At 62.6% G+C, this 24,691-nt stretch carries 24 protein-coding genes; 10 read left to right on the plus strand and 14 right to left on the minus strand.

The window, feature by feature from the left end; genetic code table 11:
- On the minus strand, window positions 1-1,524 hold the full coding sequence (locus IAG25_RS13410) for a glycosyltransferase family 39 protein (RefSeq protein ID WP_187605290.1): 1,524 nt from the start codon (window positions 1,522-1,524) through the stop codon (window positions 1-3).
- Between the two features lie 71 nt (window positions 1,525-1,595).
- A complete protein-coding gene (locus tag IAG25_RS13415; protein ID WP_304502660.1) occupies window positions 1,596-2,567 on the minus strand; it encodes a glycosyltransferase family 2 protein in 972 nt (323 codons plus the stop codon).
- A gap of 424 nt (window positions 2,568-2,991) precedes the next feature.
- Between IAG25_RS13415 and IAG25_RS13420 the strand changes: the two genes are divergently transcribed.
- Window positions 2,992-3,735, plus strand: coding sequence for a Pr6Pr family membrane protein (locus tag IAG25_RS13420; RefSeq protein WP_187605291.1), 744 nt, complete (start codon window positions 2,992-2,994; stop codon window positions 3,733-3,735).
- On the opposite strand, the gene IAG25_RS13425 is transcribed toward IAG25_RS13420, so the two are convergent.
- The 11 genes from IAG25_RS13425 to IAG25_RS13475 form a co-directional block, all read right to left on the minus strand.
- On the minus strand, window positions 3,732-4,952 hold the full coding sequence (locus IAG25_RS13425) for a YbfB/YjiJ family MFS transporter (protein WP_187605292.1): 1,221 nt from the start codon (window positions 4,950-4,952) through the stop codon (window positions 3,732-3,734). The genes IAG25_RS13420 and IAG25_RS13425 overlap by 4 nt on opposite strands.
- A 67-nt stretch (window positions 4,953-5,019) precedes the next feature.
- Window positions 5,020-5,634 carry a TetR/AcrR family transcriptional regulator gene (locus IAG25_RS13430; protein WP_187605293.1) on the minus strand — a complete coding sequence of 205 codons (615 nt, stop codon included), beginning with the start codon at window positions 5,632-5,634 and terminating at the stop codon, window positions 5,020-5,022.
- Between the two features lie 187 nt (window positions 5,635-5,821).
- Window positions 5,822-6,130 carry an EthD family reductase gene (locus IAG25_RS13435; RefSeq protein ID WP_187605294.1) on the minus strand — a complete coding sequence of 103 codons (309 nt, stop codon included), beginning with the start codon at window positions 6,128-6,130 and terminating at the stop codon, window positions 5,822-5,824.
- A gap of 53 nt (window positions 6,131-6,183) precedes the next feature.
- Window positions 6,184-7,116 (minus strand): MBL fold metallo-hydrolase, encoded by a 933-nt coding sequence (locus IAG25_RS13440; RefSeq protein WP_187605295.1) that lies wholly within the window; start codon window positions 7,114-7,116, stop codon window positions 6,184-6,186.
- Window positions 7,113-7,979, minus strand: a complete 867-nt coding sequence (locus tag IAG25_RS13445; RefSeq protein WP_222946496.1) for a quinoprotein dehydrogenase-associated SoxYZ-like carrier — start codon at window positions 7,977-7,979, stop codon at window positions 7,113-7,115. Before IAG25_RS13445 ends, IAG25_RS13440 begins: the two co-directional genes overlap by 4 nt.
- Before the next feature lie 20 nt (window positions 7,980-7,999).
- The gene (locus IAG25_RS13450; protein WP_187605296.1) at window positions 8,000-8,932 is read right to left on the minus strand and encodes a quinoprotein relay system zinc metallohydrolase 2; all 933 of its coding nucleotides are present in this window, start codon (window positions 8,930-8,932) and stop codon (window positions 8,000-8,002) included.
- Window positions 8,929-9,903 (minus strand): LysR family transcriptional regulator, encoded by a 975-nt coding sequence (locus IAG25_RS13455; protein ID WP_035510980.1) that lies wholly within the window; start codon window positions 9,901-9,903, stop codon window positions 8,929-8,931. The genes IAG25_RS13450 and IAG25_RS13455 overlap by 4 nt, the downstream gene beginning before the upstream one ends.
- A gap of 663 nt (window positions 9,904-10,566) precedes the next feature.
- Entirely contained in the window at window positions 10,567-11,334 is a 768-nt protein-coding gene (locus IAG25_RS13460; RefSeq protein WP_187605297.1) for a hypothetical protein, read from the minus strand.
- A complete protein-coding gene (locus IAG25_RS13465) occupies window positions 11,331-12,242 on the minus strand; it encodes a substrate-binding domain-containing protein (protein WP_187605298.1) in 912 nt (303 codons plus the stop codon). The genes IAG25_RS13460 and IAG25_RS13465 overlap by 4 nt, the downstream gene beginning before the upstream one ends.
- Window positions 12,243-12,286: 44 nt before the next feature.
- On the minus strand, window positions 12,287-12,706 hold the full coding sequence (locus IAG25_RS13470) for a c-type cytochrome (RefSeq protein WP_187605299.1): 420 nt from the start codon (window positions 12,704-12,706) through the stop codon (window positions 12,287-12,289).
- A 103-nt stretch (window positions 12,707-12,809) separates the two neighbouring features.
- On the minus strand, window positions 12,810-14,621 hold the full coding sequence (locus IAG25_RS13475) for a methanol/ethanol family PQQ-dependent dehydrogenase (protein ID WP_187605300.1): 1,812 nt from the start codon (window positions 14,619-14,621) through the stop codon (window positions 12,810-12,812).
- A gap of 362 nt (window positions 14,622-14,983) precedes the next feature.
- Between IAG25_RS13475 and IAG25_RS13480 the strand changes: the two genes are divergently transcribed.
- The 9 genes from IAG25_RS13480 to IAG25_RS13520 all read left to right on the plus strand — a co-directional run bounded on the left by IAG25_RS13480 (window position 14,984) and on the right by IAG25_RS13520 (window position 23,215).
- The gene (locus tag IAG25_RS13480; protein WP_187605301.1) at window positions 14,984-15,364 is read left to right on the plus strand and encodes a 4a-hydroxytetrahydrobiopterin dehydratase; all 381 of its coding nucleotides are present in this window, start codon (window positions 14,984-14,986) and stop codon (window positions 15,362-15,364) included.
- A 718-nt stretch (window positions 15,365-16,082) separates the two neighbouring features.
- Window positions 16,083-17,123, plus strand: coding sequence for a beta-ribofuranosylaminobenzene 5'-phosphate synthase family protein (locus IAG25_RS13485; protein WP_187605302.1), 1,041 nt, complete (start codon window positions 16,083-16,085; stop codon window positions 17,121-17,123).
- Window positions 17,124-17,182: 59 nt separating this feature from the next.
- Window positions 17,183-18,112, plus strand: a complete 930-nt coding sequence (locus tag IAG25_RS13490) for an NAD(P)-dependent methylenetetrahydromethanopterin dehydrogenase (RefSeq protein WP_035510865.1) — start codon at window positions 17,183-17,185, stop codon at window positions 18,110-18,112.
- On the plus strand, window positions 18,109-19,284 hold the full coding sequence (locus IAG25_RS13495) for an ATP-grasp domain-containing protein (protein ID WP_187605303.1): 1,176 nt from the start codon (window positions 18,109-18,111) through the stop codon (window positions 19,282-19,284). Before IAG25_RS13490 ends, IAG25_RS13495 begins: the two co-directional genes overlap by 4 nt.
- Entirely contained in the window at window positions 19,281-20,279 is a 999-nt protein-coding gene (gene mch, locus IAG25_RS13500; protein WP_187605304.1) for a methenyltetrahydromethanopterin cyclohydrolase, read from the plus strand. Before IAG25_RS13495 ends, mch begins: the two co-directional genes overlap by 4 nt.
- On the plus strand, window positions 20,276-21,214 hold the full coding sequence (locus IAG25_RS13505) for an ATP-grasp domain-containing protein (protein ID WP_255503677.1): 939 nt from the start codon (window positions 20,276-20,278) through the stop codon (window positions 21,212-21,214). Before mch ends, IAG25_RS13505 begins: the two co-directional genes overlap by 4 nt.
- Complete coding sequence (locus tag IAG25_RS13510; RefSeq protein ID WP_187605306.1) at window positions 21,201-22,061, plus strand: triphosphoribosyl-dephospho-CoA synthase; 861 nt, start codon at window positions 21,201-21,203, stop codon at window positions 22,059-22,061. Before IAG25_RS13505 ends, IAG25_RS13510 begins: the two co-directional genes overlap by 14 nt.
- Window positions 22,062-22,233: 172 nt before the next feature.
- Complete coding sequence (fae, locus tag IAG25_RS13515) at window positions 22,234-22,743, plus strand: formaldehyde-activating enzyme (RefSeq protein WP_029672354.1); 510 nt, start codon at window positions 22,234-22,236, stop codon at window positions 22,741-22,743.
- A gap of 76 nt (window positions 22,744-22,819) precedes the next feature.
- Window positions 22,820-23,215 (plus strand): hypothetical protein, encoded by a 396-nt coding sequence (locus IAG25_RS13520; RefSeq protein ID WP_187605616.1) that lies wholly within the window; start codon window positions 22,820-22,822, stop codon window positions 23,213-23,215.
- Window positions 23,216-23,860: 645 nt separating this feature from the next.
- On the opposite strand, the gene IAG25_RS13525 is transcribed toward IAG25_RS13520, so the two are convergent.
- Entirely contained in the window at window positions 23,861-24,361 is a 501-nt protein-coding gene (locus tag IAG25_RS13525) for a dihydroneopterin aldolase (protein ID WP_255503678.1), read from the minus strand.
- Window positions 24,362-24,691: the final 330 nt, after the last annotated feature.

Below are 24,691 nucleotides of genomic sequence, written 5' to 3' on the forward strand. Positions count from 1 at the left end.
TCAGTGAAGCGGCGTCAGGACAAATAGAAGGTAATGTCGCGCCGGCAGCGAGCGTCTCCACGCGTGCTTGCTGACGGCGACACTGACTGGCATCGTACCGGTTATCTTTTTGGATTCCGCTATACATGGCGCATCGAGTTCACTGCAGACGAATAGCGCGCCGCGCCGCTTCAGGTCCGCCATGTTCAACCAAGGCGTCGTTTCAGGCTTTGACATGTCCCAGTAGCGGGTGTTGCCGTCACTGTAGAAGGCGATCGATTGCGCTTCATGGCCCGAACCCGCCACCACGGGAATCTCGTGCTGGAAGCGCTGCTTCCACATGAAGTGCGCCGCTTCGGCGAGTTCCGCACGTGGTTCGGCGGCATCGTCGGTGTTGCGGAGCGCACCAATGTAGCCGATCGCAGACGCGGCTACGAACACGATCAGCCAGTAGCAGACGAGTGTACGAAACGCCCGCTCAGGCCTGAACGAGAAGCCGGCGCGGTCGAGAACGGCCAGCCACAAGGGCACTATGGCGAACCATTGCGCCATGCCCCATACCGAGGCCATTTGTGTTCTGGACAGAACGGCGATCATGCCTACGACAATGAGGGGGCCGAGAGCGAGCCACCAGAGGTCCGGGTTGAGCGAAGGCTTCGCGACGCTCGCGGCCATGAGCCGGGCAGCCTGACCTCGTCGCTCACGCACCAGCACGAGCGTCACGACAAAGCTCAGCGCAAGATAGCCAATCTGCGCGAGCGTATAGACGCCGAAACGCGCCGCTGCGGCCAGAAATGAGCCACCAGTGCGTTCGTTAGCGTAATTGAAGGTCGGGAAGTGATTGATTACGAGCCAGTGAATGTGCGGTGCCAGCACGACCGCACCTGTCGCCGCGACCAGTAGCACGCGCCAGTCAAAAAAGCGTGCGCGCCAGGCCGGCCGCGCAAGCATCGCAACGAATAGCGCGATCAGCAGCACGATCGAAAAGTACTTGCCGAGCACTGCGGCGGCCGCCAGCACTCCGACTGCAATCGCCGCTAGCCAACTGCGCGTCTGCATGAAGCGCACGAAAAAGTAAGCGGTCCACGGCCACACCGAGAGCAGCACCGAGTTTGCGTTGAACTTGATCGCGAGGTTCGAGTAGAGCGGCGAGATGGCCATCGCGAGCCCCGCTATTACGGCAAGCCTGCGAGGTACGAAGCGCCGCGAAAGCGCGACGATGCCGAGGAGGCCAATCATCGCATTGACTGCTGAAAGCGCGAAATAGGCAACGTCCGTGTGTGGAAAGACGCGGAACCATGCGGCCGTGATCCACGCGAATAGCGGCGGGTGCTTGGCGTAGCCGGCCTGCCATTCGATACCCCACACGTAGTTCTCGACCATGTCGCCCTGAGTGTCGAGATTGCCGCGAGAAAGCCACGCGCAGATGATCCAGACGATCGCGTGAACAGGCAGCAACCAGATGAGGTGTCGAGTGCGGCCATCATCAATAATGGATGTTGCCGAGGTGGCGGCATTGGGCCGGACGAGTGTAGTGTCTGACATCGGAGATTTATGGTTCAGGGATATGCGCTGAATCGTCAGGCGCGGTGCTCGCGTATTGCGAGTGCGAAATGTCACGAGCCGTTCGACCCGTAGACCTTGCGCACGATATAGACAGGGCGTCGTTTCGCTTCCATGTAAATGCGGCCGACATATTCGCCGATCACGCCAATTCCCACGAGTTGTGCACCACCGAGAAACAACACCGCCGTGATAATCGATGCATAACCAGGAACATCAACGCCGCGAAGCAGCGTGCGCAGAGTTAGATAAAGCGCGTAGAGAATTGCAAAAGACGCGGTAGCGCCGCCGATATATGTCCAGACACGCAGCGGCAATGTGCCAAAGCTCGTGAGTCCTTCGAGCGCAAAATTCCATAGTTTCCAGGCCGAAAATTTCGTTTTTCCCGCTGCACGGGAAAGGCGGACGTATTCGATCTGCGTCGTGCGAAAGCCCACCCAGGCAAAAAGGCCCTTCATGAATCGCCGATTTTCCGGCAGTTGTTTAAGGGCTTCTACAACGTTCCTCGACATCAACCGGAAATCGCCTGCATCGTTTGGAATCAGCGTCTCGGAAATAGCGTTGTGAACGCGATAGAACAGCGTTGCAGTGCCGCGCTTGGTCCAAGTGTCCGTGTTGCGTTCGGCGCGCTTCGCAAGCACCACGTCGTAGCCTTCTCGCCATCGCTCGATAAGTCTAGGAATGACTTCGGGCGGATCTTGTAGATCTGCATCGAAGGGAATCACCGCATCGCCGGTCGCGGCATCGATACCCGCGGTCAACGCTGCCTCTTTACCAAAGTTTCGCGACAAATCCACGACGAGTACATGCCGATCGTGCTTGCAAGCCATCAGCAACATATCGAGGGTGGTGTCGGTACTGCCATCGTTGACGCAAACAATTTCGTAATCCACGTCTTTCAGACCGCGCAATACAGAAGTGACAGAAACGAAAAACTGGCTAATTACCGCGGCTTCGTTATGAAAAGGCACCACGAGCGAAATACGCCGACGCATCACTGCGCAATCTTGGTTCATATATTTCATAGAGCGTGCTGAGAGCACGCCAAAAGTAGTGAGCTTCGGCAATCCAGTTGCTAGAGCTTGAACACTGCGTCGTTGGACCAGGTTCGCCGGCGCGGCGGATTGAACAAGCAGGCTTCCCGTAGATCTCTGCGTCTGCGTGCTCGTCCAGCACGGCAAGAGATCATCACACCACTGCCAGCCGTTCCTTGATAACGAACCCAGCGCGCGAGCTGGGCTTGTTGTGACCGGTGTCTGAGCTTATAACGCTTAGTCCGAAGGGAATCCAGTTCGGCGTCTTCTTCCCACTATCCAAGCGCCCCCCTGGGCAGCCCGAAAATTACCGCGCGAGTAACATCCCCAAATATAGGAATTTACTGAATTGAACGCCGCCGACGCGAGCTTTTGCATTGCCGCTCATGATCGCCCGACACGTAAAATGGGCGTCATGTCGAAAGCACCCGCCCAACCTCCCCGGCAAGAGCCCGACTTGCCGCTTCACACACCGAGCACCGCATCGCTCGCGGTCGCGGCAGCCATCGCGATGATCGCGTGGCTCGCGTTCGCCGCGCAAGTGGACATCACCATCGCGCGCGTGGTCCATCGCGGCTTCACCGTGTTCGACGGCATTGCCCGCATGAGCAGCTATCTGACGAACCTCACGGTGCTGCTGACCGCGCTTTGCTTCACGTGCGTCGCGACACGTGCGCAATTCCCCATCGCGCGATTGTTTCGAAAACCGACTGTCGTGACGGCGGTCGTCGTATATATCGTGTTCGTCGGCATCGCCTATAACGCGTTGCTGCGATATCTCTGGACACCATCGGGTTATCGCGCGCTCGTCAACGAATCGCTGCACACGCTCGTGCCGGCGCTCGCAGCCTTGTACTGGTTCTTGTTCGTGCCGCGCTTTCATCTGTCATTGCGACGATGTGCGCTCTGGCTGGTCTATCCGCTCTCTTATCTTTGCATCACGCTTTGGCGCGGAAGTCTCTCCGACTTCTATCCCTATCCGTTCATCAACGTCGCCGAACTCGGCTATGAGCGCGTGCTCATCAATGCCGCGATGCTCGTCGTCGCGTTTCTCGTATTGATGAGCGTATTTCTCGTGATCAACCATCGGCGCGAAGACCTGAGCGTAGCGGATCCGGAAGAGGAATCAGGCGATTCGTCCTCCGGCCGCATCGATTAGGCTTCGGCGCGCCTGCGATTCACGACGAGATCCGCAATGAACGCGACCGTCAGCGCCAACGCTCCGCACGCGAAGATCAGCGCGTAGTTGTTATGCGTATGCGAGAACAGGAACGAATAGCCATAGCCCGCGAGCGCCTGGCACAGCGCGAATGCCGATGTCGCCCGGCTCCACGCCGCGCGCTGCTCGGCATGATCGTGTGGCAGGAGTTCATGCACGCGGCCGAGCGCGAGCGGCACGATGCCCGTCGTCGAAATGCCGAGCGCGACTGTTGCGGCGCCGATCACATACGGGTTCGCCGATAAAGCCAGCAACGCCACCGCGCATGCCTGCAACGCCAACGCGAAACGATAAGCCATGCCGAAGCTGAAACGATCGCCCGCATTGCCGCAGATCAGCGGCCCGAAAATCGCGGCCACGCCATACAGCACCCAATAGCTCGCGCCCACATCGGCGCCACGGCCATAACCACGCGCGATGCAATCGACGAGCAGAATCATCACGGGCACGAGGCCGAGCGCGTTCGCAGCGTATTGCGCGTACAGGAGGCGCAGACGCGTGCCGCCGTGCGCATCCGTTTGTGTCGTCGCGGCTTGCGCAGCCACGGGAGGATTCGATGCGGGCCAGCCGAACCAGGCAATCGCGGTCAGTGCGAGCGAGAAAATGCCCAGACCCATCCACGTGTCATGCAGGCCGTGATGCAGGAGCTTCGGAATCAGCGTGCCCGATGCCGCGATGCCGAAGCCCAGTCCGATGAAGATCATGCCGCTCGCGAAGCCGCGACGCGCGACAGGGATATGCGGCAGGATCGTGGTCGCGACGAGCACCATGATCGCGCCGCCCGACAGACCCGACAGAAAGCGCCACGCGAAGAACCATGCGATCGACAACGGAAACGCGCATGCGAAGAACGCGGCCGTTGCGATCGCCATCAAAAGGCGCAGCGCGTGACGATTGCTGAGCGCTTTGGCAATCGCGCGGCCGATAAGCGCGCCCGCCAGATATCCCGCGAAATTCGCGGCGCCGAGCGTCACCGCCTGCGACGACGTGAACCAGTGCGCCTCGATGAGCGGCGGAATGAGCGGCGTATAAGCGAAGCGTGCAAGGCCGATCGCGACGAGACTCGCGCAAAAGCCCGCGAGCATCGCGAATAGCGCGCGGGCATCGAGTGAAGTGTGCTGGTCGGCGCGAATGGCCGATATCGTTTGATCCGACATGGTGACGACTCCTGCGGCGCGTTGCGTTTGCACGCGGCCGGACAAAGTGACGTGAAAGGTGCGAGGGTTAGCGCTTGCCGGCGGTGAGACCGAGCGGCGGCAGCTTGAGCATCGCCAGCGTCGGCCCGACGGCATTGCTCAGCAACGCGGGCTTCGGATCGACGCGCGCCAGCACACGCACGCCGAGCAGCACGGCGAGGAGGCTGGTGGCGGCAGCGTCGGCGGACATCACGCGCTCGATAACGCCGCTCTTCAGACCGGCCTTCATGCAGCGCTCGAAGAACGCTCGCATCAGCGCGATCTCCTCGGCGATGAGTTCGCGAAACTCATCGTCTTCCGGCGATGCGCCGAGCGCCGCATTGACCAGCATGCAGCCCCGCCGATGTTCGTCCGATACGGAACGCTCGACGATCTCGCGAAAGAACGCGGTGATCGCGCGGTCAGGCGTCATCGACGATTCGAGCCGCTGAATGCGCTCGCGCAAGGTGTGTTCGAGATAGTGATCGAGCGCACGCAGAAAGAGCGCGCGCTTGTCGCCGAAAGCGTTATAGAGACTCGGCTGCGTAAGGCCGGTGTACTGCACGAGGTCGCGCGTGGACGTGCCTTCGTAGCCATGCGTCCAGAACGCTTCGGCAACGGCATCGAGCACGCTGTCCTCGTCGAAATTGCGCGGTCGCGCCATAGCCCTGCTCCATCGAATTGAAGGGACCGACGTTCTATATCGGTCGATACAAAACGTATTGTATCGATGGATACAAAACCGTGCAGCATCCCCATTCAACGATGCGGGTCTAGGATTTCGGGGAATAGACTGAGGAAAGACGAGGCGCTTCGGAGACGCGCGCGCGTCCCCGAAGGCGTAAGCAGTGTCAGGCTTCTTTCGAATCGAACATCAATAGCTCGACGCCGGCCTGCGCGAAGTTCGCGAGATCGCCGGCGGTCTTTTGGCCTTCGGGCGAGCCAAGCGCGGTCTGAATGGCTTCGAGCGAATCGAACTGCAATAGCGCGACGAGGTGATAGGGCGAATCGCCCGACGCCGCCACGACCAGCCCCGTGCTGATCTCGTAGCGCCGCAAGCCCGGCAGCGTCTTCGCGAGCGGCGCATGGGTCGAAGCATAGTATTCGTCGAATGCTTTCGGGTCGGACGGGTGCTTGTATAGCGCTACGAGCTGGGCCATCGTGGTGTCTCCTGGTGGTTGTACGGCGTTAGAAGAAGGCTTGCGTCAACGCGTCACTGCTTTTCGAGCTGAAGATAGATGCGCTGCACGTTCTGCGGCTGCGCGATCGCATAGAGCTTGTAGTCCTTGAACGCGGGGACCTGCACGGTATGCATTGCCTCGGTGAGACCGATGCCGCTCTTGTAGGCACGCTTTACCGACACATCCAGCTCGCGAAGATAATCGCCCGTGCGCATGATGTCGTCGCCGCGCAATGGCGCGCCGAAGCCGGGAACGACCGTCTTCAGGTCGAGCGCATGCAGGTTCTCCAGCGCGGCGAGCCAGCCGGGAATCTGCTCGTTGCGCAATTCGGGGATGCGTCCGTTCGAGACGAGCCCGCCCGCGAAGAGCACGCCGGTTTGCGTATCGAGCACGGCGAGATCGCCGGGCGTGCTCGCGGGCCCGAAGTGCAGCAGTTGCAGCTTGCGCCCGCCGCTCTCGATTTCCGTCGTGCCGTTCACCGTTTTATCGGGCACCGTCACGCGCGAGCCGGCCATTTCATCTTCGCCGAGCGTCTTACGCAGATTAGCGAGGCAGATCGAGCAGCGCTCGCGGATCAGTTGTGCGGCGCGCGCGTGTGCGAGGATCGGCACGTCGTCGTCACGGAACGCGGCTGCACCGAACACGAACTCGGGTGCCTGATGCGTGATGATGACGAGCTTCACCGGTAACGGCGTGACCTTGCGGATCGCTTCGATCATCGCGCGGCCATAGCGATACGACGGCCCCGTGTCGATCACCGTGACGCCATCCTGCCCGACGATGAAACCGTTGTTCGACACGATGCCGTGATTCGCGGGCGCGACCGCATCGTTGTCGCCGAGGAACGCGTACACGCCCGGCGCGATCGCGACGGGCGCGGGCATGCCGCTCATCGCCGCGTGCGCGAGCGTGCTCAATGCACAGAGCAGCATGCAGACGAGCGCCCGCAATCGGCACGCCGTCATTTCATCGCCGATGTTTGCGCGCCGCCCGGTTGCGCGCTCACTGCCACGGCGCCTTCCCACTGCTTGTTCTTCGTATCCTCGATATGCGCCTTTAATTCGCCGGTCCCGGATGGCACGAAATAGAAACGGAAATTCGGGTTCTCGCTGATTGAGAAATTGACGTTCGCGATCATCACCGGTTTATCCGCATACGTGACCGAGACCTTGCGGATGAAGTATGCCGACGCGTAGTTGCGCGTGACCTGATTCATCGCCATGCCGGTGCGATTCGGATGGCGCACCATCACTTGCGCAAGCTCGGGCTTGCCCGCAACCGCCTGCCCGTCAGCCTGAATCTTGACCTGTCCGGCAGCGCGCTCGGCGGCGTCCTCGTCCTTGTCGGCGGGTGCGGAACAGCCGCCCGATGCCTTCACGAAGCGAATCGCGCTATAGAGCTTGCCGTCGTTCGTCTCCGCGATCACGCGCATGAACGTGTAGTCTTCCACGCGCACCCGCGTCTCGATCGTCGCGAGTCCGGATTCCGGCGTAAACTCGAACGAACCCGCATAAGGCTCGGGGTTCTCGTCGATGAAAAGATAGAGCTTGCGGATGTAATGCGTGGGCGTCTGCGGGAATTGCGCGTTCACCGCGATTGGCACGACGGACGCGTCCGCCGCGCGCGCGGGCGCATCGAGCTTGATGACGGCATCGCCGTGCGGGTCGATCGCCCGGCCTTTGAACGTGCCTTCCTTGAAGTCGAGCCAGCGCGCCACCTTGTCGGGATCGTCGTCGGGCTGCGCCGCTTGCGCGGCATATGGCGCGAGGAGCGCTGCGGCGAGGCTCGCCATCGACATCGCGCGAGCGCCGGACCATGCTGTGTTCATGATGTCCCTCCAATGCTGCACTACTGCTCCCACTCGAGCTCCGCATAAGCGGCCGTCACATTGCGACGGTGATACATGTCGACGAGGAGCCAGTCGTCCTTCTCGTCGACGCCGATGCTGTCGACGGCCTGCTGGATCGTTTCGCCCTTCCTGATGGCCGCACGCACATCGCGCGCCAGGTCCGCGAGATAGCGTTCCTCGGCGTCGAGCGATTGCCGCCACGGCGGATCGAGCGGGCCGTGCCCCGGCACGACATGACGCGGATTCATCTGGCGAATGCGCGCGATATCGTCGAGCCAGCCGGTCACGCTCCCATCGACGACGGGAATGCAGCGCACGAACAAAAGATCGCCCGTCCACAACGTGCCGCTCTTCTCATCGTATACCGTCAAATCGTTGTTGGTATGCGCGGTTTTCCATGTGCGCAGCGTGAGCGTGCGTCCGCCGATGTCGAGCGTGCCGGTGCCGTCGATAGTCTTCGTCGGCGGGACGATCTCGCTGCCCGCCGCCGCGCTCCCCAGTTCGCGGTTCAGCGCGCGCATGTAGTTGTCCGCGCGTGAGGCCTCGGCTTGCGCGAGCGCCGCGCTGCCCACGAATTGCGGACGATCGCCCTTGAATGCCGCATTGCCGAAGATGTGATCCGGATGCATGTGCGTGTTGATGACATAACAAACCGGCAGCGGTGTGACGGCGCGTATTGCGGCGCGCAACGCGCGGCCTTCGGCGAGCGTGCCGCCCGTATCGATTACCGCGACGCAGCGCGTGCCGACGATAAAGCCCACGTTCGCGATATCGCCGCCGTTTTCGGGAGTCGCGACATCGTCGTGACCGCGATGCGCGTAATTGCCCGCCGCGATTTGCCTGACCGATAGCGCGGTCTCACCGCGCGCAATCGTCGCGCATGTAAATAGTATGACGAACGCGACAAGACGTGAGGCCTGCGCGACGCTCATCGGACGCCGCCCGCTTCGGCGAGGCGTCTGGGCCGGCGCAAACCGAACTGCGCGTATTCGCGCTCCAGAAACGGTTCGGCGTGTTCGAGGAGAAAGCGGCGAAACGCGAGACACGTGGGCGACAGTTGTTTCGAGCGTGAATGCACGAGTTGCCAGGTCCGTTCGACGGGCGTGCCGTTCACGTCGAGCACGGCGATCTCACCGGTGCGCAATTCCAGCGACAACGTGTGCAGCGAGATGAGGCTCACGCCCATTCCCGCCATTACCGCCTGTTTGATGGTCTCGTTGCTGCCGAGCGTGACGCTGCGCGCGGGCACGAAAAGGTTCTGCTTGAAAACATGCTCCACGACCGCGCGTGTGCCCGAGCCGGGTTCGCGCAGGAGGAATGTATCGTTCGCGAGCTCCTGCAGATCGAATGCCTTCGCGTGACGCAACGGATGCGACAGCGGCGCGACGATCACATGCGGATGATAGGCAAGCGGCTCGGCCGTCGTGCCGAGTTCGGGCGGCGGCCGGCCCATGATGGCGAGGTCGGTTGCGTTGTCCTGAAGCAAACGCAGAAGCGTCTCGCGGTTACCGACGGAGAAATGCACGTCGACCTTTGGATACTGCTGTCTGTAGAGCGCGAGAAGCTTGGGCGCGAAGTACGTCGCCGAGCTGACGATGCTCACCGCGATCGAGCCGCTGTCGGCTTGCGTGAGCGACATCATCGCGTCTTCGGCGTCTTTTATTTCGCCCAGTATGCGGGTTGCGTGATGCGATAGCTTTTCGCCGGCTTCCGTCAGCGCGAGACGACGGGCGACGCGTTCGAACAAGGGCAGTCCGATGGCTTCTTCCAGTTGACGGATTTGCATCGATACCGCGGGTTGCGTCAGGTGCAGTTCCTCGGCCGCGCGCGCGAAGCTCGGACAGCGGCTGGCTATCACGAAGATTTGCAGCTGGCGCAGGGTTAGGGAACGGATGAAGTTCACGAGGGGTTTTGGGGAGGTGGGTTTGCTTGGGCTTCTATGGGTGGCCTGTGGTCGTGTCGGTATATTTGCACTGCCCCTCCCCGGGGCGGGGGTCACTTTCTTTGCTGCTGCAAAGAAAGTAACCAAAGAAACAGCTATCCCCAGCCTAAGCACTTCACGCCGGCCGCGGCACAGGCGATTGGCCTAATGGCCCGGCTGTAGCGAGTGCCCCCACAAGCAGACAAAGACTTGGACCGCGCACGGTCCGACACATCGCACCACAGAACAAACTGGTTCAGCACCAAAGAGCTCCGGCCCGCTTCGCGGCCGATGGGTCAATCGGGTGCGCGCGCGCTTCTTCTTCGATGGTTTCCCTCGCATACCCAACGGCAGCGCGCAGCGCTGTGCCGAAGCTCTTTCGTGCTGAACCAGTGCCCTGGAAACAACTAGCGCGTCAGACCGTGCGCGAGCCAAGCCCGATTGGGCCTTCGAGGGCGACACTTAGGCGAGTGCCGCCTGCGGCTGGCAAGCATGGCCAACGTGCGTGTGACCGCGGGCCTGAACGAGCTGCTTTCTTTGGTTACTTTCTTTGCAGCAGCAAAGAAAGTGACTGCCGCCCCGCACAGGGGCAGTGCTAATAAACCGACACGAAACCGGGATCCGGCAACAACAAAAAAACAAAAATCACCGACTAGCCCGAGGCACATTCGAGGGCTTCACCGGTGCGCTCCCTGGCTGACTCATATTCTTGAGCGTCCCCTGATACGCGATCGTCTCCTTCTGCAAAGGATGCGCAAAATCATTCCCTTCCCCTGGCACTTCGGTGCGAATCAAAAGCAACTGCCCGGGCACATCATCGGCCATGACGAACGTATAGCGCTTGCCCGTGTACTTGGCGAACCGCTCCGCATTCGGATCGTTCAAATACGGCTGTATAACAACCTGCCGCGCCTTCTCATGCTTGCCGAGCCCGAGCGATTCGCTCGAAACCGGCGTGATCGCCGGACCCGCCGCCAGCGCCATCCGCACACGCTGCTGGAAGTAGCGCCGCTGACCGCCCGTCAGTTGCTCCATCGCGGCAACGTCGTGCTCGAGAAAATAGATGATCGCCGGATTGCACGGCAGCCCGCCCGGCACATTGACATCACCGGTGCGATCCGTCACATGCGCATCGTTCTTGCTGTTACCCGGACTCACGACGAGCACGCGCAGCGTATCCTTGACCCTCGACGGCGGCCCGGAATAGTCCACCGCATAATCAAGCTCGGTCTGCGGCTCGACGCCATTCAAATGAGGCTGCATGAAGAGCAGTTGCTCGGCCGGCTTGATGTCGACGCCCGGCGCGGACGCACCGGACGCGGGCGCGTCCGCCGCCACTGCACCGACCGTCATCGTCAGTGCAGCGCACGCCACGGCCCATGCACGAAACGAACCCCCGTATGTTCGCTTCATTGCGCGTTTTCCGGCTGCAACGGCAGCAAGGGAACCTGATAGCTCGACAGAATCTGATCGATCTTCGGCTGATTCGATGCAATCCAGTTATCGACCTTGTCACGCCACGCCTTCTCGCCGTATCGCACGCCCATCGAAATCTCGTAGTCGAAACGGATCGGCGTGCCCGGCGGGAACGGCACGAGACGCACCTTGTTATCGGAGCGATTCGCGAAATAACCCGCGATCGGCCCCCACACGAAAGCCGCATCTACATTGCCCTGCGCCAGATCATGTTCGATCATCTCGCCCGGAAAGGCTTCGGGATCGCCGCTTTGTCCCTGATACGACACCGCCTGACCGATCAGGTCATGACTGAGCAGCCAGTCCGTCGCGGGACTCTTCACGAAGATGCCGAGCTTCATCTTCTTCAACTGCTCGGGCGGCAGATTCATGAGGTCCGAAGGCGTCTTGATGCTCGCGTATTCGGGCTTGTTCGGGAACACCATCGCGTAAGTGGAATGCAGATAGGGACGCGTGGTCGCGGTGAGCTCATAACCCTTCGGCACGCCGATGATCAGATCGCATTTGAAGCGCTCCGTCTGCGGCACCTTCTCGCGCAGCGTGTTACGCACGAAACCCATGCGCTGCGGCCAGTACGTGTATTCGAGCTTGTAGCCGAAATCGCTCGCCATCTGGCTCGCGATCTTGTTCTCGAAGCCCTCGCCCTTCTTGTTCGAGAGCGGCATGTTGTTGGGATCGGCGCACACGCGCAGCACGCCGTCCGCGCCATCGTTGTTCGGCAAGTCTGGGGGCGGTCCGCCCGCGCCTTGCGCGAACGCCTGTTGCGCCGGGAACGTCGCGAGCGCCGCGCATAGCACGGCTGCGAATCGGAACGAAGCGGCGCGGCTTGCATTGCGATCAGACATCGACACCTCCGGGAAATAGAGCAATCATCGGTGATGCAACGTCCTTATTTTGCATCGATTGCCTGCAGATCGCCCGGGTTGATCTTGCCATCGGAGCGTCCCTTCAGATACGCGAAGAGATTCTCCCAGTTCTTCTGCATCATCTGACTGGAACTGAAATCGGGCATGCCCTTGTCCACGCGCCCGCCGAATACCGTGCGATGGAATTCGTTCTTGTCGAGCGTCTTGAAAGCATCGATCAGCGACGGGCCGACCATTCCTTCCTGCTTCGCCCCGTGACAACGTTCGCACGCCAGCGCGCGCCAGGTCTTCCATCCTTGCAGCGTTTCGCTGTCGACCTTGTTGCCATCGACGACCTTATACGCGACCGGCTTCATCTGTCCCGGGCCCGGAGGCGTCTGGGCAAACGAAGCCGACGACGCAGCAAGCGTCATCGTCAGCAGCAAGAGTGATCGGCCTTTCATACGTCTGACTCCTTGAACATGTCTTGTATAAGGGGTATTTCGGCGCGGCGGCCATTGCAGCCGCCGCGCATTGCCACAGACTGACGTACATCAACCGGGAAGATCAGCCGCCAGGAACCGCGAAGATGAACAACGTGCCGCCAAGAGCCGTGTACTTCGCGAGCTCCTTGTAGCCGCCGACCGCGCCCAGGCCTTCCGTCGACTTCTCGAGACCCGCAGCCATGCCGATGCCGGCCCAGCCGCCGATACCCGAATACACGCCGACATACTGCTTGCCCTGATACTGATAAGTGAACACGTTGCCGATGATCCCGGACGGCGTCTTGAACTTCCACAGCTCCTTGCCGTCCTTGATGCGCACTGCCTTGATATAGCCTTCGAGCGTGCCGTAGAACACGATGCCGCCGGCCGTTGCGAGCGCGCCGGACCATACCGAGAACTTCTCCGGCTTGGACCACACGATCTTGCCCTTGGCCGCATCCCACGCGATGAAGTTACCCATCGCGCCTTTCTCGTTCGGGCCCGGGAACATGGACAGCGTGGCGCCGACGAACGGCTGACCGGACACATAGTCGACCTGGAACGGCTCGTAATCCATGCAGACGTGGTTGGTCGGCACGAGGAAGAGCGACGTACCCGGGTCGAACGCGGCAGGCTGCTGGTCCTTCGAGCCGAGCGCCGCCGGACAGATGCCCTTCACGTTGTGATCCGGACCGGCCTTCTGCGTCGAATAGCTCGCATTGCGGATCGGCAGGCCGCTCTTCAGATCGACGCTGTCGGCCCAGTTCACCGCCGGGTCGTACTTCTGCGCGACGAGCAGTTCGCCCGATTCGCGATTCAGCGTGTAGCCGAAGCCGTTGCGGTCGAAGTGAACGATCGCGGGCACTTTCTTGCCGCCGATGTTCAGATCGGAGAGGATCATCTCGTTGACGCCGTCATAGTCCCACTCGTCGTGAGGCGTCATCTGATAGACCCACTTCGCCTTGCCCGTGTTGAGATCACGCGCGAAGATCGTCATCGACCACTTGTTGTCGCCCGGACGTTGCGTCGGGTTCCACGTGCCCGGATTGCCCGAGCCGTAGTACACAAGGTTGAGTTTCGGATCCCATGCGTACCATCCCCACGTGGTGCCGCCGCCGTACTTCCACTGATCGCCCTGCCAGCTCTTGAGCGACGAGTCCGCGCCGACCGGCGTCATCTTGCCGTCGGTCCACGTCATGGTCGATTGCGGATCGATCATCATCTCGTTGTCGGGGCCGACGCTATACGCCTTCCAGACTTCCTTGCCGTCCTTGATGTTGTATGCGACGAGACGTCCGCGAACGCCGAACTCACCGCCCGAGATGCCGGTCAGCACCTTGTCGCCGAAAACGTGCGGCGCGTTGGTGTTGGTTTCGCCCTTCTTCGGATCGCCGTTCTGCGCGGTCCAGACGACGTCGCCGGTTTTGGCGTCGAGCGCGACGAGCTTCGTATCGGCTTGCTGGAGGAAGATCTTGCCGTCGCCATATGCAAGGCCACGGTTGACCGTATCGCAGCACATCACCGAGATGACCTGATTGTCCTGCTTCGGCTGGTATTGCCAGATGAAGGTCTGATCCTTCAGGTTGATGGCGATGACCTTGTTGGGGAACGGCGAGTGGATATACATCGTGTCGCCGATGACGAGCGGCGAGCCTTCATGGCCGCGCAGCACACCAGTCGACATGGTCCAGGCAACCTGTAGCTTGCCGACGTTGTTTTCGTTGATTTGCTTGAGCGTGCTATAGCGGTGATTAGAGTAATCGCCCGCTTGCGCCGCCCAGTTCGAGGGATTCTTGATCAGGCTATCGAGTTGCGAGTCGGCCTGGGCCACATATGAATTCAGGCCAGCCGTCGCGACCACCGCCAGTCCAAGAACCAGGGTGCGTAAGTTCATGTCTCCTCCAGAATGGTGATGCCTCCGACCCAGGGATGACCACGCTACCGGGTGCATCGTGCGCGCCTTCAAATGCGGGTAACGAGTTGCGCCTAGTCCAGTACATAGCCGGACTCTTGCGTAGAGAGGCCAATTGCATATTCCATGCCGGTTTAACTCACGCTGCTTCAAATCGGGAATTTGACGGGCGATCGTGTCGCAAGTGGGCGGGTTCCTGTCGGGTGGCGACACATACTGTGTCAAATACGCGAAAAAATGAGCGGCATGGAACACAGGAATGGACCGTGTGACATGACGCGTTGCAGCATGTTTTCTTTGGCGCATACTTGGCTGGTCGATTTCTTTTTTTTGGAGGCTTCGCCATGGCTCAAGCCGAGAAGGTCTATTCCGATGAGGAGATCCAGCAGCGTCTGACCGGTGCGCTCAAGCATTGGTATGTGGAGGATGGCTGGCTCAGACGCAAGTTCAAAACGGAAAGCTGGAAAGGGACGCTCATGGTCGTCAATACCGTCGGGCATCTAGCCGAAGCGGCCTGGCATCATCCGGATCTGACCGTTTCTTATGCGTTCGTCATCGTCAAGCTCAAGACCCATTCCGCTAAGGGGATTACCGATAAGGACTTTGCTCTGGCTTCGAAGATCGAAGAAGTTATTCAGTGGCAACCTGGGAAGGAAGATGGACCTCTTGAGGGCACGCCTTCCGATGATCAGCGGTTTCGGTATATCAAGTATGAGGGGGGTTGATTTCGCTGGATCCCGGTGTGGCGGGGTTTGGTTTCGCCGGATCCCGCATTCGTGTCGGTCTATTAGCACTGCCCCTCCCCGGGGCGGGGGTCACTTTCTTTGCTGCTGCAAAGAAAGTAACCAAAGAAAGCAGCTTCTCACCGCCCGCGGTCACACGCACGTTAGCCACGCTTGCCAGCCCGCAATGGCCCTCGCCTAAGTGTCGCCCCCAAAGGCCCAATCGGGCTTGGCTCGCGCACGGTCTGCCGCACCAAATGTTTTAGCCCGCTGGTTCAGCACCAAACGGTTTCGGCACAGCGCTACGCGCTGCCGTTGGGTATGCGAGGGAAACCGTCGAAGAAGAAGCCCACGCGCACCCGATTGACCCATCGGCCGCGTAGCGGGCCGGAGCTATTTGGTGCTGAACCAGTTTCTTGTGTGGTGCGATGTCTCAGACCGTGCGCGGTCCAAGCCCCGTGAGACCTTTGGGGGCACTCGCTACTGCCGGGCCATTAGGCCAATCGCCTGTGCCGCGGCCGGCGTGAAGTGCTTAGGCTGGGGAGAGCTGTTTCTTTGGTTACTTTCTTTGCAGCAGCAAAGAAAGTAACTGCCGCCCCGCACAGGGGCAACGCTAATAAACCAAAAAGAAAACGGGATCCGCCGACAAAAAACCAACTTGGTACAGGATTTGCCTATCCCATAGGCCTCAAAAAATTCCGTCCCAAAGGAACCCCATCCGATGCCGACCTCCCCCGGAAGCCTCTCGCCCACGGCGATCACCGTCGAATCGCCATCGCGCCTGCATCTCGGCTTCATCGATCCGAACGGCTCCCTGGGCCGCGCATTCGGCAGCGTGGGACTCGCCATCGACGCACACGGCACGCGGATCACCGCGCGTCATGCGCCCGCATCGCGACGCACCGCGATCATCGAAGGCGCGGTCAGCGATGCCCAGCGCGGACGCATCGAACAGCATCTCGGGCAACTCGAAGCGGCATTGGGCCAAGGCCCGGCAATCGACATCGAAATACACGAAACACCGCGCGCCCACACAGGCCTCGGCTCCGGCACGCAACTGGCGCTGGCGCTCGGCACCGCATTCGCCCGCGTGCGCGGCCACGCAGCCACCACCGCCGACATCGCCAGAATCCTCGCGCGCGGCGCGCGTTCCGGCATCGGCATTCATGGCTTCGATCACGGCGGCCTGATCGTCGACGGCGGACGCGACACGCGCAACGTGTCCTCGACCGCACTGCCGCCGCTCATCGCACGCCAGCCCTTCCCGGAAGCATGGCGCGTGCTGCTCATCGACGACACCTCGCGCGAAGGCCTCCACGGCGACGAAGAAAAGCGCGGCCTCGCCTCGCTTGCGCCCTTCCCCGCGCCGCTCGCCGCGCATCTCGCCCATCTCGTGCTGATGCGCATCCTGCCCGCCGTCGCGGAAAGCGATTTCGACACTTACGCCGACGCCATCTCCGACCTGCAACAGACCATCGGCGAATACTTCGCGCCCGTGCAGGGCGGCGTGTTCGCCAGCCCCGCCGTCGCGCGCGCGCTCGAAGCCGTCGCCGCCGAGACGAAAGCGGGCATCGGCCAGACCTCGTGGGGTCCGGTCGGCTTCGCGTTCGTCGCGAGCGCACAGGACGCCGAACGCGCGCTCGCGGCCGCGCAGCGCGTCTCGCCAGGCGTGCCGCTCACGTTCACCATCGCCGCGGGACGCAATCGCGGCGCGACGTGGCGCGCGGCCGATCATCGTCATCACGGCGCGAACGCTGCCTGAGCACGCGGCGCGCATCGACAGATTCAATCGACACCAACACGCCCAACGAGTCCATCGCCATGCCCGAAGCCACCGAAAGACCCTACGTCCTGCACATGTTCACCAGCACGCCGCAAATGAGCCCGTTCGACGTGAACATGGCCGCCGACGCGGGCTATCAGATCCTCGTGCCCTACTGCAATGTCGATGAGGACAGCGTCGTGCAGCTCACGCAGGACGCGATCTTCTCGCGCGGGCCGAAGGGCGTGTCGCGCACCGGCATCTTCATCGGCGGACGGGACGTGATGCTCGCCGCCGACATGCTCGAAAAAGCCCGCAACGCAATGGTCCCGCCCTTCGAAGTCTCCGTTTTCACCGATCCGAGCGGCGCGTACACCACGGCCGCCGCGCTCGTCGCGCTCGCGGAAAAGCATCTGCGCGCCGCGCATTCGGTCGATCTCGGCGGCAAGCGCGTGCTGATACTCGGCGGCACGGGCGCAGTCGGGCGCGTGGCGGCGGCGATGGCCGCATCGCTCGGCGCGGACGTCGCCGTGGCGAGCCATTCGAGCCAGTCGCGCGCGACGCAGGTGAGCGACGAGATCAATCGCCGCTTCGATATCGCGACCTCGGGCGTCGCGACCGGCTCGCCCGATCAGTTGCATCGCGAGCTCGCGCGCGCGGAAGTGGTGTTCGCCACCGCCGTCGCGGGCGTGCAGGTGATGAAGTCCGCCGATCTCGCGCACGCGAAGAACCTCCTGATCGCCGCCGATGTCAACGCCGTGCCGCCCGAAGGCATCGCCGGCGTCAACGTGATGGACGACGGCAAGCCGCTCGCGGGCGCGGCGCGTCAGGACGCCGTCGGCATCGGCGCGCTCGCGATCGGCAATGTGAAATATCAGGCCGAGCATCGGCTCTTTTTGCGCATGCGCACGGGCGGCAAGCCCGTTTATCTCGGCTTTCCGGAAGCATTCGACGAAGCCCGCGCGATCGTCGCCGGACAAAGCTCATGACACCCGCCGATGTCGCCCGCGCGCCACGTGTCGCCGTCGCGGGACTTTCTGCGCGGCTCGTCGCGCAATCGGCGGCGCGCGCGGGGCTGAACGTCGTCGCGCTCGATATTTTCGGCGACCGCGACACGCGCGAGCACGCGGGCATGTGGTTCGATATCGGCGGCAATGGTCTGTCGATCGATCGCGCGCGTCTCTACGATGCGCTCGAACGCGCGGCGCGCCTGCCGCGCATGCTCGGCCTCATCGTGACGAGCGGCCTCGAATCGCTCGCGGGCGAACTCGCGCGCGCGCCGCGCGTGCCGCGCTTCATCGGCAACGGGGCGCAGGCGGCCGCGGTGCGCGATCCGCGGCGCTTTTTCGCCTTGCTCGACGAGGCGCACATCGCGCATCCGGAAGTGCGCTACACGCCTCCCGACGATCGCCACGGATGGCTCGTCAAGCGCTCCGACGGTTGCGGCGGCACGCATATCGAATGGGCCGATGCAGTCGAACGCATACCCGCCGACGCGTATTTTCAGCGGCTCGCGCAAGGCCGTTCGATGTCCGCGCTCTTCGTCGCCGCGCATCGCGAAGCCACGGTGATCGGCTTCGCGGAGCAACTGACGGTCGCAGCGGGACGCCTGCCCTTCGTGCACGCGGGCTCGCTCGGGCCGGTGCGCTTGCCGCGGCAGATCGCGGCGCGCATCGTCGGGGCCATCGACAGGATCGTCTGGCAAACGGACCTGACCGGCCTCAACAGCATCGACTTCCTGCTCGACGGCGACACGTTCAGCGTGCTCGAAATCAACACGCGCCCGTCCTCGACGATGGCGCTTTACGAAGCAGCGTGGCCCGACGCGTGGCCGCGCGGACTGATCGGCGCGCATCTGGACGCGTGTCTGCACGGCGAGCTGCCGCACGCGCCCGACACGGCCGCGCACACGCCGCCGCTTCACGCGGGGCAGCGCGTCGTGTTCGCGCACGAAGGCTTTACCGCATCGCGCGCATTCAGCGACGCATGTTTCGACGATCCCGCGTGCCACGACGTGCCGCTCGTCGGCGCGCGCATCGAAGCGGGCCAGCCGGTCTGCACGATGACCGTGTCCGCGCCCGCGTTCTCCGACTTGCGCGACGCGCTGGACCGCGAGCACGCGCGCCTCCTGCAACGCATCGACACCTTATCCAGACCATGACTTCAACTTTCCAGGCCGACGCCGCGATGAGCGTCAACGCATCGAGCGAGCGGCTCGTCGCGCGTCTCATCGACGATGCCGCGCGCCTTCACGTCGATGTGACGCGCACGGACGGCGGCACCGTGATCGTCGATGCGGGCGTGAACGCCAAAGGCAGCGCCGACGCGGGCATCCTGATCGCGCGCATCTGCATGGGCGGCCTCGGGCGCGTCGCGCGGCGCGTCGCCCTGGATAGCGCGCCGCTCTGGCCGGTTTTCATCGAGGTGCATACGAGCAATCCGGTCCTCGCTTGCCTCGCGAGCCAGTACGCGGGCTGGAGCCTTTCGGCGACCAAGGAACAGACGGGCGGCAAGAAATTCTTCTCGCTCGGTTCGGGTCCGGCGCGCGCGCTCGCGTGCAAGGAGCCGCTATTCGACGAACTCGGTTATCGCGACCGGCACGATCGCGGCGCGCTCGTGATGGAGGTGGATCGTCTGCCGCCGCAGGTCGTCATCGACAAGGTGCTCAACGATTGCGGCCTCGCGCCGGAGCGTCTCGTGATCGCCGTGACGCCGACACAGTCTGTGGCGGGCACGGTGCAGGTCGTTGCGCGCGTCGTGGAAGTTGCGCTGCACAAGACGCACGTGCTGGGCGTCGATCTCGCGGAAATCGTCGAGGGCAGCGGCAGCGCGCCGCTTCCGCCGCCCGCGCCCGACGGCATTCAGGCGATGGGCCGCACCAACGACGCGATTCTCTACGGCGGCCGCGTGCATCTGACCGTGAAGGGCGATGCCGTCGCGAAGCGCCTTGCGGCCGAATTGCCGTCGTCGAATGCGCGCGACTATGGCCGTCCGTTCGCCGACATCTTCACGTCGTTCCACTACGACTTCTACCAGATCGACCCGGCGCTGTTCGCGCCCGCCGAAGTGTGGGTGTCGAGCCTGGAAAGCGGCGCGACGTATCACGGCGGTAAGGTCGATAAAGCGCTGCTGGAGAAGCAATGGAGCGCGTCATGAGCGTGCCGGCATTGCGTGTGGCCATCATGACCGACGAAACCGGCTGGCACACCGGACGCCTTAAAAAAGCCTTCCGCGCGCGCGATGTGGAGGCGCGCTGCGTCGATCTCGCGGATTGCCGCATCGACACGACATGGAAGCCGCACGGACTCGCGATTCCCGGCTTCGGTCACACGCTGCCCGATGCGGTATTGGTACGAGGCATCGCGGGCGGCACGTTCGAACAGGTGACGTTGAGGCTCGGCATCCTGCACGCGCTGCGCGAATGCGGCGTGCCCGTCTATAACGATGCGCGCGCGATCGAGCGCAGCGTCGACAAGTCGATGACGAGCTTCCTGCTCAATCGCTACGGCGTGCCGACGCCCGCGACGTGGGCCGGCGAATCCCCGGCGCATGCGCAGCGCGTGCTGATGCGCGAAGCGGCGGCGGGCCGTCAGGTCGTGATGAAGCCGCTCTTCGGTTCGCAAGGCAAGGGGCTGAAGAAGCCCGGCTTGAAATTGCCGTCGCTCAAATCCTTCAGTCAGGTCGCCTATCTCCAGCGCTATGTCGATGCAGGCGCGCCCGGCTTCGACTGGCGCGTCCTCGTGATCGGCGGGCGAGCGGTGGCGGCGATGAAGCGCGTCGGCGGCGAGGACTGGATTCACAACTTCGCGCGCGGCGCGCGCTGCGAGGCAGCGGAACTGTCACCCGCCCTCGCGGATATCGCCGTGCGCGCGACGTCGGCGCTCGGGCTCGATTACGCGGGCGTCGATCTGATTGCCTCGGAGGGCGGGCGGCCGGTCGTGCTCGAAGTGAACGGCGTGGCGGCGTGGCGCGGCCTGCAAACGGTGACGCCGGTCGATATCGCGGCGCTCATCGTGGACGATCTGCTCGATCGCAAGCTGCCTGCATCGAAAGGCGCGCTCGCGCTCGCCAGCGGCAATGAGCGCTTCTGACGCACCGCTCGCCATCCGCGCGCGCACCGCGTTCCTGCGCGCGTGCCGCCTCGACGTCGAGACGAGAAAGCCGGGCAACGTAAGCGTCGCGAGCGCGGGACACGGCATGACGTCGGCGCAATTCATCGCGAGCGCGGGCGCGGCGGCGGCGGGCCTCTTCACGCCGCATGCACGCGTGGGCGCGCGCATTCTCGACGCCGTGCGCCGCACCTTCGATGCAGCCGGCTGCAATACGAATCTCGGCATCGTGCTGCTCGCCGCGCCCTTGTGCGCCGCGCTGGAGCGTTTCGATGCGAACGAACCGGTCGATGCGGCGCGCTGGCATCGGGCGACGGAGCGCGTGCTCGCGGAGCTGGACATCGACGATGCGCGCCTCGCCTATCGTGCGATTGCGCTCGCCAATCCGGGCGGCCTGGGCGACGCGCCCGAGCAGCCTGTCCACGCGCCGCCGACCGTGACCTTGCGCGCGGCGATGACGCTCGCGGCGGATCGCGACAGCATCGCGCGTCAATATGAGAACGGTTTCGCCGATGTATTCGGCGCGGCGGGCCCGGTCACGGCGTCGACGGAACATCGCGCGATGCTCGACGCGTTCCTCGCGTTTCTCTCTGGCTGGCCCGATTCGCACATAGTGCGCAAGCAGGGCGCGGCGGTGGCGCAAAGTGTCACCCGCGACGCGGCGCGGCATCGCGCGAACTGGCGCTCGGCGGGCAGCCCTGTCGAGTCGCCGGCGCTCGACGACTGGGATGCCGAACTGAAGGCGCGCGGCATCAATCCGGGCACGAGCGCGGACCTCGCGGTGGCGACGCTCTTCGTCGGGCTGGTGATATCGACAATGAATGCATGAAGTCTGCCCGCGCGGACAAAAAATTGGCACGGAACATGTTAGGAGTTTCGCGGTTGAGCGGTCGGATCGGAACGCCGGTCGAACCCTGAGCCTTGCGCGGCTTTGATTCTTACCGTCGCGAGTCGAGAGCAAGTCGCTAGTCCCTGGAACCACACATCACTGGAGGAACAGCATGGCCAAGATCAACCGCGTCATGGTAGGAGAGTCGCTCGTCGGCGATGGCAACGAAGTCGCGCACATCGACTTGATCATCGGACCGCGAGGTTCCGCTGCCGAGACCGCGTTCTGCCACGCGCTCACGAACAACAAGGATGGCTTCACGTCGCTGCTCGCGGTGGTCGCGCCGAATCTATTGACCAAGCCGAACACGATTCTATTCAACAAGGTGACGATCAAGGGCGCGAAACAGGCGGTGCAGATGTTCGGCCCGGCGCAGCGCGCGGTGGCGATGGCCGTCGCCGACAGTGTGGAAGGCGGCGTCATTCCCGCCGATGAAGCCGACGACCTGTTCATCTGCGTCGGCGTGTTCATCCACTGGGAGGCGGACGACGACCAGAAGATCCACGACTTCAACTATCAGGCGACGAAGGAAGCGCTCGCGCGCGCGGTGGCGGGCGAGCCGTCGGCGCAAGAGGTAGTATCGAAGAAGGGAACGATGTCGCATCCGTTCTCGCCGGACTGAAGCGGTGCGTGGCCGGTACGTAGCTGCTGTTTGCGTGCCGGCCGAACTGGATCATTACAACTACGAGGCTTATCGCATGACCCCACGTTGCTGCGCGTTGACGGTGCTCACCTGCCTCTCGCTGATTTCGCCGCTGTCGATCGCCGCGACGGGTACCGGGGGTGGCGCGCCCGCCAAGAGTCACGATTATCCGACCGAAGGGCGCGTGGAATATGTCCTCGGATGCATGGACGACAATGGGCACGATTTCGCCAACGTGTACAAGTGCTCGTGTGCGATCGACAAGATCGCTCAGGTGTTGACTTATGACGACTATGTCGAGCAGTCTACGTTTTCTAAATACGCGGCTTTAGGCGGGGAAGGTGGGGCGGAGTTTCGTGTCGATCGGGCTAAGGCTCAGACCAGGAAGTTTCGGGAGTTGCAGAGGGATGCTTATAAGGCTTGCGGGATTCAGAAGGCTGCGGCGAAGTGAGGTTTTTTTCGGCGGGTCCCGGTTCCGTGAAGTCCTGATTTCGCGTCGGTCTATTAGCTCTGCCCCTCCCCGGGGCGGGGGTCACTTTCTTTGCTGCTGCAAAGAAAGTAACCAAAGAAACAGCTATCCCCAGCCTAAGCACTTCACACCGGCCGCGGCACAGGCGATTGGCCTAATGGCCCGGCTATAGCGAGTGCCCTCGTAGGTCTCGCGGGGCTTGGATCGCGCACGGTCTGACACATCGCACCACAGAACAAACTGGTTCAGCACCAAATAGCTCCGGCCCGCTACGCGGCCGACCGGTCAATCGGGTCTGCGCACGCTTCTTCTTCGACGGTTTCCCTCGCATACCCAACGGCAGCGCGTAGCGCTGTGCCGAAGCTGTTTGGTGCTGAACCAGCGCGCTAAAACGTCTAGCTCGTCAGACCGTGCGCGAGCCAAGCCCGGTTGGGCCTGTGAGGGCGACACTTAGGCGAGTGCCACCGCGGGCTGGCAAGCATGGCCAACGTGCGTGTGACCGCGGGCCTGAACGAGCTGCTTTCTTTGGTTACTTTCTTTGCAGCAGCAAAGAAAGTGACCCCCGCCCCGGGGAGGGGCAGTGCTAATAGACCGACACGAATACGGGATCCGGCGACCAAAACCAACTCACCCCGGCACATACCCCCGCCCAATCCAGGCAAGACTAACGGGCCCACCCCCACCCCGACCATCGACAACCCGCCGCCTTTCGATCACAACCCCCACCGCCTCGACATCATCAAACTTCGCGGGCTTGGCAAGCTCGACCCGCACCCAATGCGCCCCGAAATCCGCGATGACCCGCTGTGCGATGCGCTCAGCCAGCGCCTCAAGCAACTGCAACCCATGCGACGCGAGCAGCGAAAGAACCGCCTCCCGCACTGCCGCATAATTCACCGTATCTTCGATCCGATCGGTCACGCAAGCGCGAATCGAGGGCACGCCAATCGCGAGACTAAGCCGCACCGGCTGCGGATCATGCAGCTCGCTCGTGTCGATTCCGATAACGGTCTGCCCCGTAAGTCCCTCGATATACACGATATCCATCGCACCGCCAGCGCGCCCATCGGAAAGAGCAGGTTGCGGCGCAACATAAACAGCTTCGCGAATCGGTTCGAATCGGCCCATATGCTCATCGCCGCGCAAAGCGGCCCTAAAGAACCCCCGACGCCCATCGCCGAAGTCATCCGTAAGCTGCAAGCAAAAACCGGGCGAGTTCGCCCTACTCTATGCGACTACTTATTGAACCTACGCGTCTAAGGATGTAAAGTTTTTGAGAACCGGGCCGGATTGGGTCCCAGACAGCACCTGAACCATCCCGACCACCCGGCCACGAGGCGCGCCTGCGAGCGGAAATATCCGCGAAATCGAAACAGGCAGAGAAAGCCGCAGCGCCAGCGTAAAACACAACAGATTCGGCGCCGGACGGCCGCGCGACACGCGCGCACCGGAACGCGG

The sequence above is a fragment of the Caballeronia sp. EK genome, from assembly GCF_014384845.1.
Lineage (GTDB): Bacteria > Pseudomonadota > Gammaproteobacteria > Burkholderiales > Burkholderiaceae > Caballeronia > Caballeronia jiangsuensis.

Excerpts from the sequence above, each read along its gene's own strand:
- IAG25_RS13525 (WP_255503678.1), bottom strand. The coding sequence starts at position 24,361 with ATGGGCCGATTCGAACCGATTCGCGAAGCTGTTTATGTTGCGCCGCAA.
- IAG25_RS13445 (WP_222946496.1), bottom strand. The coding sequence starts at position 7,979 with ATGAACACAGCATGGTCCGGCGCTCGCGCGATGTCGATGGCGAGCCTC.
- IAG25_RS13490 (WP_035510865.1), top strand. The coding sequence starts at position 17,183 with ATGCCCGAAGCCACCGAAAGACCCTACGTCCTGCACATGTTCACCAGC.
- mch (WP_187605304.1), top strand. The coding sequence starts at position 19,281 with ATGACTTCAACTTTCCAGGCCGACGCCGCGATGAGCGTCAACGCATCG.
- IAG25_RS13440 (WP_187605295.1), bottom strand. The coding sequence starts at position 7,116 with ATGACGGCGTGCCGATTGCGGGCGCTCGTCTGCATGCTGCTCTGTGCA.
- IAG25_RS13460 (WP_187605297.1), bottom strand. The coding sequence starts at position 11,334 with ATGAAGCGAACATACGGGGGTTCGTTTCGTGCATGGGCCGTGGCGTGC.
- IAG25_RS13435 (WP_187605294.1), bottom strand. The coding sequence starts at position 6,130 with ATGGCCCAGCTCGTAGCGCTATACAAGCACCCGTCCGACCCGAAAGCA.
- IAG25_RS13450 (WP_187605296.1), bottom strand. The coding sequence starts at position 8,932 with ATGAGCGTCGCGCAGGCCTCACGTCTTGTCGCGTTCGTCATACTATTT.
- IAG25_RS13430 (WP_187605293.1), bottom strand. The coding sequence starts at position 5,634 with ATGGCGCGACCGCGCAATTTCGACGAGGACAGCGTGCTCGATGCCGTT.
- fae (WP_029672354.1), top strand. The coding sequence starts at position 22,234 with ATGGCCAAGATCAACCGCGTCATGGTAGGAGAGTCGCTCGTCGGCGAT.
- IAG25_RS13420 (WP_187605291.1), top strand. The coding sequence starts at position 2,992 with ATGTCGAAAGCACCCGCCCAACCTCCCCGGCAAGAGCCCGACTTGCCG.
- IAG25_RS13415 (WP_304502660.1), bottom strand. The coding sequence starts at position 2,567 with ATGAAATATATGAACCAAGATTGCGCAGTGATGCGTCGGCGTATTTCG.
- IAG25_RS13505 (WP_255503677.1), top strand. The coding sequence starts at position 20,276 with ATGAGCGTGCCGGCATTGCGTGTGGCCATCATGACCGACGAAACCGGC.
- IAG25_RS13480 (WP_187605301.1), top strand. The coding sequence starts at position 14,984 with ATGGCTCAAGCCGAGAAGGTCTATTCCGATGAGGAGATCCAGCAGCGT.
- IAG25_RS13495 (WP_187605303.1), top strand. The coding sequence starts at position 18,109 with ATGACACCCGCCGATGTCGCCCGCGCGCCACGTGTCGCCGTCGCGGGA.
- IAG25_RS13520 (WP_187605616.1), top strand. The coding sequence starts at position 22,820 with ATGACCCCACGTTGCTGCGCGTTGACGGTGCTCACCTGCCTCTCGCTG.
- IAG25_RS13485 (WP_187605302.1), top strand. The coding sequence starts at position 16,083 with ATGCCGACCTCCCCCGGAAGCCTCTCGCCCACGGCGATCACCGTCGAA.
- IAG25_RS13510 (WP_187605306.1), top strand. The coding sequence starts at position 21,201 with ATGAGCGCTTCTGACGCACCGCTCGCCATCCGCGCGCGCACCGCGTTC.
- IAG25_RS13410 (WP_187605290.1), bottom strand. The coding sequence starts at position 1,524 with ATGTCAGACACTACACTCGTCCGGCCCAATGCCGCCACCTCGGCAACA.
- IAG25_RS13475 (WP_187605300.1), bottom strand. The coding sequence starts at position 14,621 with ATGAACTTACGCACCCTGGTTCTTGGACTGGCGGTGGTCGCGACGGCT.
- IAG25_RS13465 (WP_187605298.1), bottom strand. The coding sequence starts at position 12,242 with ATGTCTGATCGCAATGCAAGCCGCGCCGCTTCGTTCCGATTCGCAGCC.
- IAG25_RS13470 (WP_187605299.1), bottom strand. The coding sequence starts at position 12,706 with ATGAAAGGCCGATCACTCTTGCTGCTGACGATGACGCTTGCTGCGTCG.
- IAG25_RS13425 (WP_187605292.1), bottom strand. The coding sequence starts at position 4,952 with ATGTCGGATCAAACGATATCGGCCATTCGCGCCGACCAGCACACTTCA.